Source organism: bacterium SCSIO 12643, assembly GCA_024398135.1.
Lineage (GTDB): Bacteria > Bacteroidota > Bacteroidia > Flavobacteriales_G > Salibacteraceae > CAJXZP01.
Map to the genome: position 1 here is coordinate 1,103,433 of CP073750.1, position 19,516 is coordinate 1,122,948.

General features: G+C 36.8%; 17 protein-coding genes. 6 read left to right on the forward strand and 11 right to left on the reverse strand.

All coding sequences use genetic code 11. The annotated features are described in order from the left end of the window. Window positions 1–131 precede the first annotated feature (131 nt). Genes kynU through KFE94_04820 form a run of 4 tightly spaced genes read left to right on the forward strand, consistent with a single transcriptional unit; the run spans window position 132 to window position 3,770 of the window. Window positions 132–1,412 carry a kynureninase gene (gene kynU / locus KFE94_04805; GenBank protein ID UTW67435.1) on the forward strand — a complete coding sequence of 427 codons (1,281 nt, stop codon included), beginning with the start codon at window positions 132–134 and terminating at the stop codon, window positions 1,410–1,412. 4 nt (window positions 1,413–1,416) lie between these two features. After that, window positions 1,417–1,578 (forward strand): hypothetical protein, encoded by a 162-nt coding sequence (locus tag KFE94_04810; GenBank protein ID UTW67436.1) that lies wholly within the window; start codon window positions 1,417–1,419, stop codon window positions 1,576–1,578. Window positions 1,579–1,611: 33 nt separating this feature from the next. Beyond that, window positions 1,612–2,952 carry an FAD-dependent monooxygenase gene (locus tag KFE94_04815; protein UTW67437.1) on the forward strand — a complete coding sequence of 447 codons (1,341 nt, stop codon included), beginning with the start codon at window positions 1,612–1,614 and terminating at the stop codon, window positions 2,950–2,952. After that, window positions 2,952–3,770, forward strand: a complete 819-nt coding sequence (locus tag KFE94_04820; protein UTW67438.1) for a hypothetical protein — start codon at window positions 2,952–2,954, stop codon at window positions 3,768–3,770. The genes KFE94_04815 and KFE94_04820 overlap by 1 nt, the downstream gene beginning before the upstream one ends. Here the strand turns inward: KFE94_04820 and KFE94_04825 are convergent. The 3 genes from KFE94_04825 to KFE94_04835 are packed head-to-tail and all read right to left on the reverse strand — an operon-like array spanning window position 3,767 to window position 6,739. Continuing rightward, the gene (locus KFE94_04825; protein UTW67439.1) at window positions 3,767–4,381 is read right to left on the reverse strand and encodes a deoxynucleoside kinase; all 615 of its coding nucleotides are present in this window, start codon (window positions 4,379–4,381) and stop codon (window positions 3,767–3,769) included. The genes KFE94_04820 and KFE94_04825 overlap by 4 nt on opposite strands. 53 nt (window positions 4,382–4,434) lie before the next feature. Then, window positions 4,435–5,211, reverse strand: coding sequence for a hypothetical protein (locus KFE94_04830; GenBank protein ID UTW67440.1), 777 nt, complete (start codon window positions 5,209–5,211; stop codon window positions 4,435–4,437). Window positions 5,212–5,224: 13 nt separating this feature from the next. Further along, a complete protein-coding gene (locus KFE94_04835; GenBank protein ID UTW67441.1) occupies window positions 5,225–6,739 on the reverse strand; it encodes a GH3 auxin-responsive promoter family protein in 1,515 nt (504 codons plus the stop codon). Window positions 6,740–6,847: 108 nt separating this feature from the next. Here KFE94_04835 and KFE94_04840 point away from each other — a divergent pair, with 108 nt between their 5' ends. Both KFE94_04840 and recG read left to right on the forward strand, forming a co-directional pair. Then, a complete protein-coding gene (locus KFE94_04840; protein ID UTW67442.1) occupies window positions 6,848–8,071 on the forward strand; it encodes a hypothetical protein in 1,224 nt (407 codons plus the stop codon). A gap of 68 nt (window positions 8,072–8,139) precedes the next feature. Then, window positions 8,140–10,239, forward strand: a complete 2,100-nt coding sequence (gene recG / locus KFE94_04845; protein UTW67443.1) for an ATP-dependent DNA helicase RecG — start codon at window positions 8,140–8,142, stop codon at window positions 10,237–10,239. A 42-nt stretch (window positions 10,240–10,281) separates the two neighbouring features. Here the strand turns inward: recG and KFE94_04850 are convergent, their stop codons facing one another. The 8 genes from KFE94_04850 to KFE94_04885 all read right to left on the reverse strand — a co-directional run bounded on the left by KFE94_04850 (window position 10,282) and on the right by KFE94_04885 (window position 19,436). After that, the gene (locus tag KFE94_04850; GenBank protein UTW67444.1) at window positions 10,282–10,734 is read right to left on the reverse strand and encodes a hypothetical protein; all 453 of its coding nucleotides are present in this window, start codon (window positions 10,732–10,734) and stop codon (window positions 10,282–10,284) included. Then, window positions 10,727–13,240 (reverse strand): T9SS type A sorting domain-containing protein, encoded by a 2,514-nt coding sequence (locus tag KFE94_04855; GenBank protein ID UTW67445.1) that lies wholly within the window; start codon window positions 13,238–13,240, stop codon window positions 10,727–10,729. Before KFE94_04855 ends, KFE94_04850 begins: the two co-directional genes overlap by 8 nt. Window positions 13,241–13,418: 178 nt before the next feature. Further along, on the reverse strand, window positions 13,419–15,071 hold the full coding sequence (locus KFE94_04860; protein UTW67446.1) for a tetratricopeptide repeat protein: 1,653 nt from the start codon (window positions 15,069–15,071) through the stop codon (window positions 13,419–13,421). Window positions 15,072–15,126: 55 nt separating this feature from the next. Then, window positions 15,127–15,738, reverse strand: a complete 612-nt coding sequence (locus KFE94_04865; protein ID UTW67447.1) for a class I SAM-dependent methyltransferase — start codon at window positions 15,736–15,738, stop codon at window positions 15,127–15,129. A 9-nt stretch (window positions 15,739–15,747) separates the two neighbouring features. Further along, window positions 15,748–16,626, reverse strand: coding sequence for a hypothetical protein (locus tag KFE94_04870; GenBank protein UTW67448.1), 879 nt, complete (start codon window positions 16,624–16,626; stop codon window positions 15,748–15,750). 82 nt (window positions 16,627–16,708) lie between these two features. Next, the gene (locus KFE94_04875; protein ID UTW67449.1) at window positions 16,709–17,299 is read right to left on the reverse strand and encodes a transferase hexapeptide repeat family protein; all 591 of its coding nucleotides are present in this window, start codon (window positions 17,297–17,299) and stop codon (window positions 16,709–16,711) included. A 39-nt stretch (window positions 17,300–17,338) separates the two neighbouring features. After that, window positions 17,339–17,671 carry a DUF962 domain-containing protein gene (locus KFE94_04880; protein UTW67450.1) on the reverse strand — a complete coding sequence of 111 codons (333 nt, stop codon included), beginning with the start codon at window positions 17,669–17,671 and terminating at the stop codon, window positions 17,339–17,341. After that, window positions 17,664–19,436 carry a long-chain fatty acid--CoA ligase gene (locus tag KFE94_04885; GenBank protein UTW67451.1) on the reverse strand — a complete coding sequence of 591 codons (1,773 nt, stop codon included), beginning with the start codon at window positions 19,434–19,436 and terminating at the stop codon, window positions 17,664–17,666. Before KFE94_04885 ends, KFE94_04880 begins: the two co-directional genes overlap by 8 nt. Window positions 19,437–19,516 lie beyond the last annotated feature (80 nt).

Sequence of the window (19,516 nt, forward strand, 5' to 3'; positions counted from 1 at the left end):
TTGCAAGCGTTCAAATCCTTCCACCGTGCAAATGTAATTTTTTTATATTAGCATTTGTCAATCTCCTGTTTCATATTATCAAATAACCATTCAAAACCTTACATTTGACGCTCATATAGAATTACAATTAAATGAGCGATTTTGAATTTTCTTTAGCATATGCTAAAAAACAAGATGAACTAGATCCACTTAAAGATTTTCGTCAGAAATTCCACTTTCCACAACATAACAATCAAGACACGGTATACTTTACCGGTAACTCATTGGGGTTAGCTCCCAAAACCGCTCTATCCGCTCTTGAACAAGAAGTCAATGATTGGAAAAAATATGGTGTTGAGGGCCACTTTCAAGCTAAAAACCCGTGGGTAAGCTATCATGAAATGTTTGCTGAGCCTTTAGCCAATTTAATGGGGGCTAAACCTGAAGAAGTGGCTGCCATGAATGGCCTTACTTCAAACCTTCATTTACTGATGGTTTCGTTTTATCGCCCAACAAAAGATCGATATAAAATTATTTGTGAAGGCAAAGCATTTCCTTCTGATCAGTATGCACTTCAAAGCCAGGTAAAGCATCATGGTTTAAAACCTGAAGATGCTATTATTCAATTATTCCCTCGTGAAGGTGAGCATACATTAAGAACTGAAGATATTATTCAAACCATTCAGGACACGGGCTCTGAACTGGCATTGGTTATGATTGGTGGAGTCAATTATTATACGGGGCAATATTTTGACATTCCTCAAATTACCAAAGCAGGTCATGAAACCGGAGCAATCGTTGGATGGGATTTGGCACATGCTGCAGGAAATATTCCTATGCAGCTGCATGAGTGGGAGGTTGATTTTGCTGCATGGTGTTCATATAAATACATGAATTCCGGGCCAGGAAGTATTTCCGGTATTTTTGTACATGAAAAACACTGTAAGAATCCTGATCTTCCAAGATTTGCCGGATGGTGGGGACATAATAAAGAACGTAGATTTTTAATGGAGCCTGAATTTGAACCAATTCAAACGGCAGAATCATGGCAATTAAGTAATGCTCCAGTTTTGGCAATGGCTGTTCACAAAGCTTCTCTGGATATATTTATGGAAGCCGGAATCGAAAACTTAAGAGCCAAAAGCATCCATTTAACCGCTTATCTGGAATATGTGATTCAACAGGTTTCAAACGATGATCCAAATACGTCATTTGAAATCATTACCCCTTCAGTTCCTGAAGAAAGAGGAGCCCAATTATCCATTCTATCTCATGGAAAGGGCAAAGAACTTTTTGACCACCTCACTAATGAAGGAGTTATAGCAGACTGGCGAGAACCTAACGTGATTAGAATCGCACCAGTACCTTTATATAATAACTATGAAGATGTGTATCGATTTGGTACAATTCTTCAAAATGGGCTAAAAGCATAAACCAATGGAAGAACTCCTCCCATCTGCAATGAGAGAATTCAAACATCTGTTTTGGGTGTTTGGTGCATTACTTGTGGGTATAGTGATTATGCGTTTGGGGATCAAAAAATCAGTAAAACCTCCAAAAGGGGGTCGATTTTTTAAACGAAAAATGGAAGATAAATAAAGAATTAAACGGGACTAAATAAAGAATTAAAGCATGGAAAAAGTAGTAATTGTTGGCGCAGGATTAGTCGGGTCATTATGGGCTGTATATTTATCTAAAGCAGGATATAACGTTACCATTTATGAACGTAGACCAGATATTAGACGCGCTGATATTTCTGCGGGAAAATCTATTAACCTTGCTCTTTCTACCAGAGGTTGGAAAGCTCTTGATGCTGTGGGTATCGGAGATGAAGTAAGAAAAATGGCTATTCCAATGACTGGCAGAATCATGCATGATTTAAATGGTAATTTAACTTATCAACCGTATGGTAAAGAAGGGCAAGCCATTTACTCCATCTCGAGAGGTGGAGCCAATGCTAAGATGATGGATTTAGCTGAATCTCATGGAAATGCAAAAATCCATTACAACATGCAATGTACTAATGTAGATGTTGAAAATGGAGTTATCTATTTAAAAAATACTGAAACTGGTGAAACATCTACCGATCAGGCTGATTTAATTTTCGCATGTGATGGCGCTTTTTCAGCAGTAAGATATAATGCTTTACAAAAACTAGATCGATTTGACTTCTCACAGAAATATGTAGAAGATGGATATCGAGAAATTCTATTACCTGCCAATGAAGATGGTTCTTATAAGCTAGACAAGAATGCGCTTCATATTTGGCCTCGCGGACGTTTCATGCTGATTGCGTTAGCTAATGAAGATGGGTCTTTTACATGTACTTTGTTTATGCCTCATGAAAACGATGAAAACGCGTTTGACAAACTAAACAGTAAGGAATCTGTAGATCAATTCTTTAAATCCACATTCCCTGACTTTTACGAAATGATGCCAAATATTGCGGATGCCTGGGAAGATCATCCTCTTTCTTCTTTAGCCATAGTTCGTTGTTATCCTTGGACAGCTGGAAAAGTTGCTTTAATGGGAGACGCAGCACATGCTACCGTTCCATTCTATGGCCAGGGAATGAATGCTGGTTTTGAAGATTGTAGCATTATGTGGGAATTGATGCAAAAGCATGGCAAAGATTGGGATGCTATTTTTAAAGAGTATCAAATCTCTCGCAAGCCTAATGGTGACGCTGTTCAGGATTTATCAATTCACAATTACCATGTCATGCGCGACTTTGTAGGTGACCCAATGTTCTTATTACAGAAAAAAATTGAAGCGAAATTCTCCGCAAATCACCCCGATAAATGGATGCCTTTATACTCTCAGGTAACATTCAGCAATATTCCATATTCTGAAGCGTTAGAAGTAGGGAAACGACAAGATGCAATCATGAAAGAAATCATGAAAACAGAAAACATTGATGAGATTTGGGATTCTGTGGAAATTGAAGAAGCTATCTTAAACGCCATTAAATAATGATTCGAATAAGCCTCATATTTTTAAGCTTTTTATTCTTTTCTGCTCCAGCATGGAGTCAGAGAAAAGCATATAAAATTCAGAAAAAACAAAAGAACTACTATGAGGCTTATCCAAACCCTTTTGATTTTAGACCTACCGGATGGTTATTTGAAGGAGGTGTAACCGGAACGAAGGGTTTCGCAGATCCATCATCATTAGTTTCTGGAGATTCTACATTTTCTTTTTCTTCAGCTATTCGTCCGGGTGTCGCCTTATCTGTTGGAAGATATCTCAGTCTTAAAAAAGGTCATAAGATCATTAAATACATTGACTATACAGCCGGGTACAAGATGCTATGGAACCATGAAGGGCAAGACTTAAATGTGACGAATTCTTCTGCAAATCAATCCTTTTCAAACAATGCTGTTGCACATTATGCCAGTGCGAATCTCAATTTGAATAATGTAATCAGCATAAACGATTACAATTTTATTCAAAACTCGATTGGAATTAACTTAGATTATAGATTCGCTCAGAATTTGTCAGGAGATGGTATCAATCAACAAATTGCACCCGACAAGTTTATTATTCAATTACACTATAAATTGGCGTGGGGCTTTATGATTGATAATGACAAGGCACTTATCCCATATATTGAAATTCCAGTGTTTAATCTTACACCTTCCCAAAAGAACTTTTCTCAGTTAGATTATTTCAGTCAATCTTACCAAAGCGTAATTGTAGGAGTACGTTTAATGTTATTTAGATTGGGACAGAAAGAATGTCCGAAAGCCATAAATTACCAGGCTGATCCGAACCAAAAAAACGGATACTAAAACAAGCCGTGTAATTCAGTGTCAATCTTGTGGATGATTAGACCTAAATCTTCCTTGTCTTCCTTGAAATTATTGTCATCCACATCAATGATCAATAATTTACCACGGGTATAGGAATTAATCCAGGATTCGTATCTTTCATTCAAACTTTTTAAATAATCCAAACGAATAGATTCTTCATAATCTCTACCACGAGACTGGATTTGTCTTACCAAAGTAGGAACTGAAGCACGTAAATAGATTAATAAATCTGGTGGTTGCACGAAAGAACCGATTAGGTTAAACATAGAAAAGAAATTCTCGAAATCTCTGGTTGTCATTAAACCCATTGAATGCAAGTTCGGAGCAAAAATATATGCATCTTCATAGATCGTACGATCTTGAATAAAATCTTTGCCGCTTTCTCTAACTTTTAAAATTTGAGAAAATCTACTCGTCAGGAAATACACCTGAAGGTTGAAAGACCAACGCTGCATATCATTGTAAAAATCGTTTAGATATGGATTTTCATCTACATCCTCAAAGTGTGGCTCCCATTTATAATGATCTGACAACAATCTGGTTAGTGTAGTTTTTCCTGATCCAATATTTCCTGATACCGCAATATGCATAATCCTTAATTTCTATTAATTTCAATATTTAAAAGGTGTCCAAATTTAAAATTTTACTTCACAACTATTCTATAAATCAACAACTCATTTTGGGTAATTAATAACAATTTGTCATCATGCAGAGTAAAGTCAATGATATCAGCTTGCTCCAACTTCATTTCCGAAGTTTCAGCGGTTTTAAGATCATATGAAAATAATTTATTTTCTAATACGTAAAACATTTTATCCGATCTCAGCACCATTTTTTTCAATCCTACTACGGGAATTCTTTTAGTGTAACTACCATACCAGTCAAAGACCAAAACACCTTCATTTGGATCATTTACATATAGCCACTTATTATACTCTCGAATGTAATTAGGTTCTGGCACAAAGCCCAAGATTTGAGATAGATTTCCACTTTGTGCAGTAGGTTCTAATTGTTCATCTAATCGAGTTAACTCAAAGGTGGTTTGATCAAAAATCCAAATCCCCTCATTGTACGATCTGCAAACTGCTGTCCCCTGAACATATCCAATCATATCCAATGAAACCCGGTCACCTCTTTCTGACAGCTGATTATCTATATAAATGATTTGAGACAAATCCTTAAAAAAAGTGATCATTTTTAATGCATTAGATGCATCTAATGAAGATATTTCCCCAAATGCCAATGCACTATTTTTTAACACAAAATTACCAGACTCGGTATACTTTCTGATTTCCCCACCTTTTACTAAATAGATATTTCCAATATTATCAGACTCTATAAAATCCGCCTGGATGGAAACCTTTTTTTCCAATTCCAAATATGACTCCTGACCATTAGTTTGACTAGCCAGCAAAAGCATCCATAAGCATATTTTAAAACGCCAAAATATCATCCATGTATTTTCTAGTATTCGACAATCTCGGCACTTTATTCTGCCCCCCGAGTTTACCTTTCCCTTTCATCCAGTTATAAAACGTTCCCGCAGGCAATTTATGTATAATTGGTGCTTGCAAAACAAAATCTTTATATCGCTTAGCCTCATAATCACTATTTAAAGACTTTAACGCAGTATCCAGAATTTCATTAAACTGCTCCATACTTTGAGGCGGTTTTGAAAACTCTATCGCCCATTCATGCCCGCCTCGATCTTTATCTTTCATAAAGATGGGGCAAGCCGTAAAATCAGTCATGGAAGCCTGAGTCCGATCACATGCAATTTTAATGGCCTGTTCTGCATTTTCAACCATCAGTTCTTCCCCAAATACATTCATAAACTGCTTCGTTCTACCCGTAACTTTTATTCTAAACGGATACAGATGCGTAAACATAATCGTATCTCCTATCTGATATCTCCATAAACCCGCATTGGTAGAAATAATCAAAGCATAATGTACTCCTACCTCTACCTCATCTAAGGTAAGCGTTTCCGGGTTTTCATCATCAAGTCTATCCAATGGTAAAAACTCGTAAAACACGCCATAATCCAGCATTAAAAGTAATCCACCATCAAAACTTTCACCATATAAATCCTGAATCCCGAAAAAACCTTCAGACGCACTATAAGTCTCCATATAATTAAGTCCCGGCAAATCAAAAATTTGATCAAACTGCTTTTTAAACGGCACAAAACTGACACCACCATGCGTATAGGTTTCTAAGTTTGGCCATACTTCACGAATGGTTTTTGCGCCTTTAATCTCTAACACCTTATTCAATAAAACCAAAGTCCAGGAAGGCACTCCTGCCAACGTGGTGATATTCTGATCTGCGGTGCGCTCCGCCATTTTTGTAAGTTTTTCCTCCCACTCCGACATTAAAGCAATCTTCTTGGATGGAGTTCTATGTAATTCAGCCCAAATAGGTAAGTTATCAATGATAATTGAAGACAAGTCACCAGAATATGAAGCCGGATTCGTCTTATTGATTTCACTACTTCCACCCAGTACCAGGCCTCTACCCGTAAACATTTTAGAGTCAGGTTTATATTTGATATACAGGGAAATTAAATCCTTCCCACCCTTATAATGACACGTCTCAAGCGCTTCAGGTGTTACCGGGATGAATTTACTCTTATCATTGGTTGTTCCAGATGATTTTGCAAACCATTTCGTCTCACCCGACCATAACACATTTTGTTCCCCGTTCTTCGCACGATCAATAAAAGGTTTTAAACTATTGTAATCCTGAATTGGAACTCGATTCTTAAATTCCTGAATTGATTTTATATCTGAATAACCGTATTTCTTTCCCCATTCCGTATTTTGGGATGTTTGAATTAGCTTGTTAAACCAATCATTTTGTACTTCAACAGGGTATTTAATAAAAAGGTCGATTTGATGAATTCGTTTCTTCATCGCCCAAACCAATATCGAGTTTAGTATTTCCATTCAAAATATTTAGTGGTACACAAATGTAATCTTTGAATCTATTCTCCGAAATTGTTGCTTTTTATTTTTTGTCAAACAAAAAACTATGTTTGTAACAAATAATCTAAAATGAAACAAACTCTAGTTCTTTTTGCTTTTATATCCCTATGTATTTCTTCCTGTATTAAAGAAGAGCCTCCGGTTGGGCATCCACTACCTGAAGTTGTTATCATAGATGAAGACATTGTTTTAGACACCACATGGAAGGGGAACAAAGTATATCAAATTACCACAAACATCAACATTAGAAATTCTGCAACACTTACCATAGAACCAGGATGTATCATTAAGTGCGACCGTGATGTACTGATCAAAATTCCAGAATATAGTAATGGTGCCATCCATGCAGTCGGAACGAATCAGAAAAACATTATTTTCACTTCTTCAGGTAATCGTCAAGATTATAATGAATGGGGAGGCATTCAGATTTTTGAGTATTATACCGAATCTGTATTTGAAAATTGTATAATCGAACATGCCAATCATACTTTTTCTTATGGAGGAACCTTTAGCCCCAATATTTATGGTGGCGGTTCACTTGTTTGCTTAGGTCAATACATAACAATAAAGGAATGCACTTTTAGGAACGGAAATGGGGTATATATGTGTCCCATATCAAAATTTAATTCTTCCGGAATTGCTATTGGACCATCTTCCAGATTTACATCTTTTATCAATAACAACTTTGAGCTAAACGTGAGTGTTCCTTTGGTTATTGGAGCTAATTCGGTTTCAACAATTGGTGAGGGGAATAAATTCAACCCTCAGTCCGTCATCAATGTACAAGAAAATTTGAATGAAGCAGGCTCGCATAACTGGATTAATCCTGGCATTCCATACGTACTCAATAATTACTTTTCTATTTGGGGCGTTTCTGGCAATCCTTGTACTATGATTCTGGAACCAGGGACCGAACTCAAGTGCCCTACCGGTTTTTCTGTAGGTCAAAACTCCGGTTCCGGTGGTTTAATTGCTAATGGAACACCTGAAAACCCAATTATCTTTAGAGGAAGTTACGCAGCCGATCAAAACTCTCCTCGAGACTGGAATGGTTTATCGATAGAAAACCTAAATTCCGATGGAGTTGTATTAAATCACTGTGTGGTTACAAATGGAGGGAAATATAGAGGTAACATTTACATTGGCAGCTCTATTGTAACTCCAATAACCATATCCAATTGTGAAATTAAAAACTCGTATAAATTTGGCATTTTTAAAGAACAGTTTGCCACAGAACCTATCCTTTTAAACAACACTTTTAAAAATAATGCCAGTGGCGACAAAAACTGGTAATCCTAACTGGTTTTACATCTCATCTATTTCATAAAACGCATTACTTTTGGATTCAAACGAAATAGCATTTGAATCCACTTCAAACCAAAATAGAATTCTTAAAAGGTGTCGGACCTAAACGCGCTTTATTATTAAATAAAGAACTAGGTATTTTCACATTTGGGGATTTACTATTTCATTTTCCTTTTCGTTATGTAGATCGATCAAAATTTCATCCGGTAAGTGCGGCAAATCAGGATCAGGCGTTTATGCAATTCAAAGGACGTTTACGCAAGATCAAAAAAATTGGTCAGACCAGAAAAATGAGATTAACAGCTGAGTTCTATGATGCTTCAGGAAGTATTGAACTGGTTTGGTTTAAAGGAATTAAATGGGTTGAACCTAAACTAGATACGGATAGTGAATTTGTTTTGTTCGGGAAACCTACCCGATTCAACGGAAAATACAATATTGCGCACCCTGAACTCGAGTTAGCCAGTACGGCAAAAGTCACACAAGGACGTGCATTACAACCGATATATCACACAACTGAAAAACTGTCAAACAAAAACCTCCATTCCAAAGCTCTTGAAAAACTGGTCTATACTTTAACACAACAAATCCAGGTTAACATTCCTGAAAATCTGACTCCGGATTTGGCAAAAAAATGGAATTTAATCCCCAGGAATCGCGCCCTGTTTGAAGTTCATTTTCCAAGTAATGCCGAATATTTAAAGCTCGCCAGATATCGATTAAAATTTGAAGAATTGTTTTTTATGCAACTTCAAATTTTAAGGTTTAAAAACTTCAGAAAATCCGAGCGTAAAGGCTTTATATTTGGACAAGTTGGCCCATATTTCAAGAAATTCTATGATGAAGTTCTCCCTTTCGATCTGACTGGTGCACAGAAAAGAGTTATAAAAGAAATTCGTGCTGATGTCAAAAGTGGAGATCAGATGAATCGCCTATTACAAGGTGATGTTGGAAGTGGTAAAACCATCGTAGCAGTTCTTACCATCTTATTGGCCATCGACAATGGGTTTCAAGCTGCTTTGATGGCTCCAACAGAAATTTTGGCTACACAGCATTATGAAGGGGTATCTGAATTGCTAGACAAAGTAGGTATCAAAACAACACTTCTTACAGGCTCAACTAAAGCAAAAGCCAGAACACCAATGCTCGAACAGCTCAAAAATGGCGAGATCGAGGTAATCATTGGCACACATGCTTTACTAGAAGATCGGGTTCAATTTAAAAATCTTGGGGTAGTCATTATTGACGAACAGCATCGTTTTGGAGTCGCTCAGAGATCGCGCATGTGGGCTAAAAGCAAAGTTCCTCCACATATTCTTATTATGTCGGCCACTCCAATTCCTCGAACATTGGCCATGTCATTTTATGGTGACCTGGATGTGAGTATTATCGATGAATTGCCTCCGGGTAGAAAACCTATCCAAACCATTCATAAATATGATGCAAACCGTTTGGGAATTTTTGGTTTTATCCGAAAACAAATTCAAATTGGACGACAGATTTATATTGTATATCCACTAATTGAAGAATCTGAACATTTCCAATATAAGGATTTGATGGATGGATTTGAATCTATATCCAGAGAGTTCCCTCCGCCACAGTTTCAGGTTTCCATTGTACATGGTAAAATGAAACCTGCGGATAAAGATTTAGAAATGCAGCGTTTTGTGAATGGTCAAACGCATATCATGGTGGCAACCACGGTCATCGAAGTAGGTGTTAATGTCCCAAATGCCTCTGTTATGATTATTGAAAGTGCAGAGAAATTCGGGCTGGCACAGTTACATCAACTTCGAGGTCGTGTAGGTCGAGGTGCCGAACAGTCTTATTGCATTTTGATCACAGACTACAAACTTTCTTCTGAAGCCCGAACCCGTATTGAAACCATGGTACGTACCAATGATGGATTTGAAGTAGCAGAAGCCGATCTTAACCTTCGAGGTCCGGGAAACATTATGGGCACACAACAAAGTGGAATTTTAGACTTTGCAATTGCTGATTTAGCCAAAGACGGAAAAATCTTAAAAGTCGCCAGGGAAGCAGCTATATCCGTTTTGGAACAAGATCCTAATTTAGAGTTACCTCAACACCATAATCTTAGAAGGCACTTCATCTCATATGTAAAGAAGCATCCAAATTGGGGTAATATTTCTTAAAAAAGGGCTCCCATAATTAATTTACGGAACCCCTTTCTCATTTTAATTTCTTCGCATTTTCACACCTTCATTATTGAAATCATCCACCATCAGTTTTTGATTTTTACCATTGACATCGTAAAAAACTTCAATAGTCAGTTTTTCCGAATTAGACACCTCCTTTTTGATAGCTTTAGATGTATTCAAATAGACCGAAAATGTAGTCTGATCTACCGAATTTTTCAAGGTCTTACGTAATTCTTCATCATTTAAAACAATATCGTTATAGTAATAGTCATGCCCTTCATACCCATAGACTATCGCTTTTGTCACATGAATAGAGTCGTGCTTCGCCTTATTGAATACCAGAATAAATTCAGTGAACATTTCTTGCCCCTGATGACCCGGGCGAACTACTTTGTAAGAAGCAGTGCCCACCGTTAACGGAGACTTGCATGAAAAAACTAATAGCGTAATTAACCCCATTAAAAAAGAGCTTTTTTTAGTTCTACTCATATTTAACGATTTGATGTGTGAAGTAATCCTTTCCTTTCTTGATTGTAACGAAATAATTGCCATCAGCAAACTCAGAAATATCAATCATGGTTTTACCATCATGAATAGATTGTGTTTTTACAACCCCTCCAATTGAATTATAAATAATCACCTCATAATCAATTGCAGATTCTTTTTCGTTTAATTCAATAGTAAATACGCCTTGATTTAGAGTTGGAAAAACTTTAGAATGCTCCTTGATCTCTATACTTCCAACACTAGTCGGATTCGTATTATTTTCAAGAGGTGATTTCCAAATTCCTCTTCCATAAGTCGCGGCAAAAACACTATTTGATGCATAATGTATCTCTAATTCTTTTACTTGAGTATATGGTAAATTCGTTCTAAACTCAGTCCATGAATTCCCTCCATTTGTATTGAAGTAAACCCCTAAGTCTGTTGCCAAATATAAATCATCATTTGTCCCGGTTGCATATACCATATGGCTGGTTGGAACATTCGGTAAATTATACGTCATATTTATCCAGGTCGTTCCTCCATCCGTAGATTTAAATACTTTTTTAGAAGCATCAAACCCACTTAAGGTCGCATAAATCTCATCTGGCTTCGTTCCATTTACAGCTAATGAGGTAATCATCGTATTACCTGAAATTGGCAAACTCGTCAACTGAGACCAATTCTGCCCGTTGTCTGATGTCTTTTCTAAAACGCCACTAGATGTTGCAATATACATCACGGTTGGATCTGAAGGCGCAATTGCAAAAGCTGTCAACTCACCACCATTCACAGAATATAATGCAGTCCAATTCACGCCTTGATCTGAACTTTTCACCAATTTATTTCCTCCAAAAAAAATGGTAGAAGGATCTGTTGGATGCATAGCTACAATTACATCCCAATTGGCATAAAACCCGGCTCCAATGGTTATACTTGATGCTGTCTGCCAACCATCGGTTGTCTTCTCTACATAACCTGCACCTGTGGTAGTGATATAAGAGATATTTGGATTAGAGTAATCGATCAAACCATCATATCCATCGGAACCCGCTAACAAACCTTTCACTACATTCCCATTGATATAAACACCATCGTTATCCTGTGCTCCGGCAACCACAACTTTATCATCAGTACGTAATCCTCCCAACCCATAATATTGAGTGATATACATATTCCCGGTTACGTCAACAAACGTTGTGTTCTGAGTAAAATCTCCATAATAAACACCTCCGTCATTACCAATAAAAACTGTATCACTTCCTCCGGAAACAAACTTCATTACGTGATGATCAGAATGCACATAGAAATACGGATTACCCTGTTCCCAATAACCATCTAAATATAGCTCCCAGGTATCTCCACCATTAAAACTTCTCCATCCATTAATCCCTCCAATTAAGATTTTATTTTTATCTCCAGGAGAAACTGCAACGGTCATATTATATCCTCCCTGACTATCAAAAGATGAGGGGCCAGAAACGTTAGACCAACTTTGCCCACCATCATTTGATTTAGCCATAGTACCAGAAGCATCTAATGCAAAGATGAAATTTGCATCATCGGGAGTTATTCCCAACTCGATTCTACCAGAAAAAGATGGATTCCCGGGAGTTACATCCACCCAGGTATTTCCTGAATTAGTGGTTTTCAAAATTTTTCCGGTACTCGTTCCTGAATAAAACACCTGATCATTCACCTTCACAATACAATATCCTAACTCATTACTTACCTTGGTCCAGTTGACTCCTCCATCTACAGATTTATGGATTCCATCATTAGCAGTTGCCACAATTGTATTTGCAGGAGAATTTAAAATGACCATCCTTCTCAATATATACTCATCATCGTAATTATGATTTAACCCCACAATTGTCCAACTATCACCTCCATCAACCGATTTCAACATACCTGTAGAATACGGATTTCGACCACCATCTGCGTCACCAGTTATTGCATATAGAATGTTGACATTATTCGGGTCGTAAACAATATCACTGATTCCTACATTCGGTAACATATCCGTTCTTGGACTCCAATTCGCACCTTTATCTGTAGACTTCCAGATTCCAGAACCTGCAGCTCCCGCAATTAAAATATTATGATTTGACGGATGAATCGCAATGGCATTCACACGCCCAAACCCGGGATAATATGCCACACTAGACTGTGGTAAAACCTTTGGACCAAAGTAAGTCCAATTTGAAGCATTTATCGATCTAAAAGACTGCATATCCAGAGCTTCCAGATATCCTTCGTTTAACGTACTTGATGTTGGAAACCCTCCATCCGGTAATAAACTATGCTTCCAAAAAAACTCCCATCTTTTAAACTGCATGTATTCCCTTAAGAAATTTGGTTTTCCTTTTATAAATGATTTACCCTCGAATTTCTGATTCATATAATCACAAATCTCTTCAAATGTTTTTCCTTCGGTCTGTAACATCTGTGCACTTTGCCCAAAAGCCGCCATAGAAAATGCTACCAATAAAGCTGTTAATATCCTTTTCATAATCCTAGTTATTTGATCCACAGCTCAAAACTAACTTCATCGTTTTCAAATAATAATGCTTAAATCTCAACATCTGGTATATAAAGCCTGATTTTCTTCTATAATTTGGTTAACAGATCAAAAAGCTAACATTTGAAAATCAACACTTTAAATGCCGTCAAAGGTTTACAAACTGGATTTAAGCGTTTAAGAAGTCAATTAAAGTAATATCCTTTGGAACATTCAATTTTGACCTTAATCGATGTCTACTCATCTTCACCGCTTGCTCTGAAACATTGTTGATTATTGAAATTTCTTTGGAAGATAAACCTAGTTTTAACAGAACGATGAGTTTCTTTTCGTTTCTGGTTAACTTTAAATCACCAGATTGATATTTATCTACAAAGTCATTTTCCAAAGCTTCTGCCTGAACATAAAAATCTTCAATATCCGAACCAAGCCCCTGAATGTTGCGAATTTCAGAATTGATTTGTTTTAATTTCAAGTTCAACTTTTCATCTGAAGTTTTTAGTTTTTGAAGATTCTGTCTTAACTCATCAATCAATTTCTTTTTCCAGATGATATGTAATCCAAAATTGGTCAATGAAGTTTTTTTAATCTCCAAATCCTTCTTTTGAGCCTCAGTAAGTAATCTGAGATTCATTAACTCGGTTTCCAATAATTTAGATTTATTCTCAACCAAAATCTTTTGTCTACTCGCTTTTAAACGCAAAGAATAAACAACAAACACAAGAATAATAATGATTAAAACAGCTACAACTGAGCCGAACCAGACCAATTGCGTTCTGAGTTTATTCTCCTTCTCCAATTTTTCTTCAGCTAACTTCAGCTCATATTTATTTTCGACCTCCTGGACTTTAATCAAATCATCCGCAAATAGAAGACTATCCTGAAACCTGTTTATTTCCTCAAAATAATAGATCGCTTTCTTGTACTGACCTCTACTCTTATAGATATCAGCCATTTCAACATATATGGTCATCAATAATCCTTGATCTAATACCTGTTCATTTTTAAAATGGAGTACCGAATCAAAATAATTTAGAGCTTCGCCCTGCTGCCCCATCTTGTTCTTCAATACCCCCAGATTGGTATAAAAAATCATTCGATCTTCATATGGTGTATCATCTCTTTCAACAAATTCCAAAGCCAATAAATACAGTTTTTCTGCTTCTACATAATCTTCCAGCTCTTCCTGGATAATGGCCATATTAATGTAATAAGCAAACAAGGATGCTGTATCTCCGATTTCCTTATAAACATCTAAGGAAAGGTCATAATACTTAATGGCCTCGGGATAATCCTCTTTCTCAGCATAAATGTTCCCCAGGTTATTGAAAATACTACCTATTTCATCTTTTCGCTCTAGAGTTGAAAATAATTCTAAGGCCTGTTGGTTATAATTTATTGCTTTTTCGTAATCACCAAGATCATGATAGAATAGCCCCATCGAATTGTAAACTGTTCCTAAACCGTAGACATCATCTAAACGTTTAAATATTTGAATACTCTCTAAATAATACTCCAGTGCGATTTGCGTATTTCCCTGAGTCACATAAAAATCTGCCAGAGTTACCATACAATCTGCGATCAGAAGTTCAGAGTCATTCTTTTGAGCAATTGCTAATGCCTTCTTTAAATATTTCTCCAGTCCATTTTGATCAAAATCACCACAACATCCCAACTCTAAATAGGCCTCCACCGAATGAATCGAATTTGGTTCATTCTGAACAATATTCAGTAAGCTATCTATTTCATTTTGGTCTTTACTCCATCCATGAATCGGACTCCATAAAATCCAAATAATAAATATGAACTTAAAAGCATTCATTATAATCTTTGTCTGACTCTATCTTCGAATTTAATCTAAAGGAATAAGATATATCTTATTTTCTACCTATCAACATAAACAACGGATACTCTTTGATTTCTCCCGCGCGTTCTTTTTTAATCGTATAGCAAACACTGTACTGGATTGGAGTAAATCCCGCTTCTTTCATCTGATACTCTAACTCATCTCGATCAAATCCCAAATGACCGTCAAATTTATGATTATGAAATGAGCCATCTTCAGTCACTAAATCAATCAAAACCAAATATCCCGATGGATTCAATAAAGATTGAAACGACTCCAATATACTCTCCACATCATCAATATGATGAAGCGTCATCAACGAATAAATCAGATCGACTTTAAAATGAGGCAATTCATCCTCCAATAGGTTATACTTTACCGGATGAAAATGAATAATCCCTGCTTGCTCACATTTTCGATCCACTTCCTGAATCATCAATGCAGACTCATCCATTAAAGTAACCTCATCAATCCCATCTTTTAATGCAAAGCTTAATAACCCCGTTCCACAACCATATTCCAGAGCCGTACGTATCTGTGATAAATCTAACTCCGAATTGATGGCATTGGCAATCTCATTAGCTCTTCGAATTCTTTCAGAATTCTCATCCCATGTAGCTGCTTTTGAATCGAATTCCTGCACCGAGTTGATTTACATGATATAAAAACTTCCATCCTCAGGATTCTCATCCTGATGTTGAAAATCCTTACCTACCATTTGGTTTAAATTTAATTCAATGGTACGCGCAATCGTAGTCATTGCAATATCCGTTTTATTGTTATTAAACGGGTTTTGTAAATTCAATGCTGTTTTCTCTAACAAGAAAAATGGCACACTAATCACCAATAAAAGCGGTGCCACCAAATACCCAAAATAATCGGTCAAACCTAAAGGCAACATCATTACGAAGAGATAAAGTAGAAACTCTACCAAAATGGTATATGTAATTGGGAAAATCGTACTCTTGATTCGTTCAGCTTTCCCCATTGCAGCAGTTAAACGTGTGATAGAATCATCTATTTGAATCACATGGAATCCGGTTACCCATTCTTTTTCCATAGCTTCTTTCAAGCACTTTGCATGCAATTTTAGTATCGCATTGGGAATATTTGATTCTCTGGCTACCTCTTCTAGTTGATCCGGATCTAACTTGTCCTTAATCGTTGCAACCACATCTTGACCTCTTAAAGATTTTCCCAACGCATGGACAAAAGCTACCTGAATTTTCACCATTTCAAGATGCATTTTTTCGGATTGCTCTGGATTATTTTGATCATGGATAAATGTCATAGCCTGACGTACCAAAGTTCTGGAGTCATTCACAATTTCACCCCAAATCTTTCTGGCTTCCCACCATCTATCGTATGACTGAGCAATTCTAAACGCCAGAATCAACGATATTGTAGTTCCCAAAATAGATGGAACGGCAATAGGTATGGACATACGCTCTACGTGTACATAGTCATGAAAAAACACAATTCCAATGGCATAAATTGAAACCACGATCAACTCGGGTTTAATCTTTCCCAATGAATAAACAATTGGTAATTTATTGTCTAATAACATTTATTCTAATTATTTTTCAATTCATTAATTCTTTACGAACCCACAACTATTTGGTTTCATTCCACGGCTTAAAGATATCTCCCTGATCTACTCTATCTTCTGGAACTTCCCTAAGTGGCTCAACTTCTTTCAAACCTTCATGACTATCTGCGGCTAATTTTTGATACAGTAAGGTCCCTTCGGTTTTCCAACCTAGCATTTTATCCGAAACTTCCTTCACTAATTTCACAGGGTTTCCTACCCCAACACTTCTATTTGGGATTTCTTTACCAGCTGGCACAAAACACAATGCCCCGATTACACATTCGTCTCCAATTTCTGCATCATCCATCAACACCGCATTCATACCGATTAATGTATTTCTGCCTACATTGGCTCCATGGACAATAGCTCCATGCCCAATATGCGCCATCTCTTTTAATCGCACTGTTTTTCCTGGAAACATATGTACAATACAATTTTCCTGTACATTGCATCCATCTTCAATAATAATCTTTCCAATATCACCGCGAATTGCAGCTCCTGATCCAACAAAAACATTTGCGCCAATCTGAACATTTCCAATAACTGAAGCCAGAGGATGAACAAATGCGGTTTCGTGTATTACGGGAACAAACCCGTCATATTCGTATATCACTTCTCTAAATTCTTTATAACAAAACTAAATTTATACGGTCTAAACATCATTGTTTTCAGGATTAAACTTCTCTTTACCGATCAATAGATCTTTAAACATTATAAAGTCAGAAGCTAAAGAATAAAACGGGTATTGGAAAGTTGCAGGTTTATTCTTCTCAAAAAAATAATGTCCCACCCAGGCAAATCCATATCCTACCACTGGCAATAACCAGAGATAGATATACTCGTTAAAATATATTGCTCCAAAAAGAATGACGAATAAAAGTAAAGTGCCGGTAAAATGTAAGCCCCGACAAACCGGATGTAAATGTTCACTTAAGTAGTAAGGATAAAACTCAGAAAGACTGTTATATTTCCTTGTACTACCCATAAATACGATCTACTTCCTCTTTATGTTTTTCCAAGATTCTCTTACGCTTTAACTTTAATGTTGGAGTCAATTCATCATTTTCAACACTCCACATTTCCTTACATAGTTCCATCTTCTTTGGAATTTCCCACTTACCTAGGTCTTTGGTGATTTTCACAACATCTTTCCAGATTCTTTCCTGAACCTCTTCACAATTTGCAATTTGTTCATTCGACTCACATACCAAATCATGACGTTTACACCATTCCATTACAAACTCATAAGCCGGCACCACCAATACCGCAGGGTGTTTTCGATTTTCACCAATTACCATTGCCTGCTCAATGAATCTAGATTCTTTCAGCATATTTTCGATAATCTGAGGCGCAATATACTTCCCTCCTGAAGTCTTAAACATCTCTTTCTTACGATCTGTAATCTTAAGAAAATCTTTATTTGGGCCTACCATTTCGCCAATGTCACCGGTATGAAACCATCCATCTTCGGTTAAGACTTCTCTGGTTTTTTCAGGATCTTTATAATATCCCATCATCACGTTCGGACCTTTACACAGAATTTCTCCATCATCACCAAATTTCACTTCCACTTTATCCAACACTCTTCCTACAGTTCCAATCATCAATCCTTCCCTATCTAACTCGTTAACGGATATTACCGGAGAGGTTTCCGTTAATCCATAACCCTCGTAAATTGGAATCTGAGCTGCATTAAAAACTCGAGCCAAACGCGGTTGAAGTGCGGCACTTCCCGATGCTATAGCCAAAACATTATTCCCTAAAGCCTCTCTCCATTTGCTAAAAATCAATTTATTCGCAATTCCCAACTGCCATTCGTAGAAACCTCCATTTGCGCGATTCGGCTCCCATTTTTCTCCAAGTCCAACCGCCCAGAAAAACAGCATTTTCTTAATTCCTGTAAGCTCTTGTCCCTTTGCAATAATCTTATCAAATACTTTTTCCAATAATCTTGGTACGGCTGAGAAGACTTCCGGCTGCACTTCTTTGATGTTATCTCCAATAGTCTCCATACTCTCCGCAAAATAGACACTCGTTCCTTCTTTTAGGTATAAATACAATAAGGTGCGTTCGTAAATATGACAAACAGGTAAGAAGGATAATGATTTCTGTCCATGTTTCGCTGGAAACCTAAATCCACTAGCTACAACATTTGACATGATATTATCATGAGACAACATAACCCCTTTAGGCTTCCCGGTAGTTCCGGAAGTGTAAATAATTGACGCTAAATCAGAACTATTTACTCCATCCATTAGTTTTTGCACTTCGCTTTGCTCCGCACCATCTTTCTTTGCAGGAATTTCAGTCCAATGTTGTTCTCCGGATATACTGTCAAAAGTATACACCCCCATTAACGAAGGTACTTTTGATTTGATCTGATTCACTTTGGCTAAAATATCTTCAGATGAAACCACCACTAATTTCAATTCTGCATGATTAAAAATATACTCATAATCATCAGCAGAAATAGTTGGATAAATAGGCACATTAATCGCTCCAATTTGCAGAATCCCGATATCCATAATATGCCATTCATATCTATTGTTCGAAATTAAACCAATCTTATCTCCTGGTTTGATCCCCATGGCTAACAACCCTCTACTCACCTCATTAGATCGATCCACCAATTCTTTTGTGGAGACACCTTCCCATGAACCATTTACTTTAGAAGACAAACAATGTTCCAACGGGTAATTTTCCAATTGATAATAAGGAAGGTCAAATAATCTTTTCGGTTCTATAGCCATAATTCTGTGATTCTTTTAATTGTAGATCACTAAAATAGGTAAATTTGAAGAAACATCCGGGTTCTAAAACACCTCTTTAA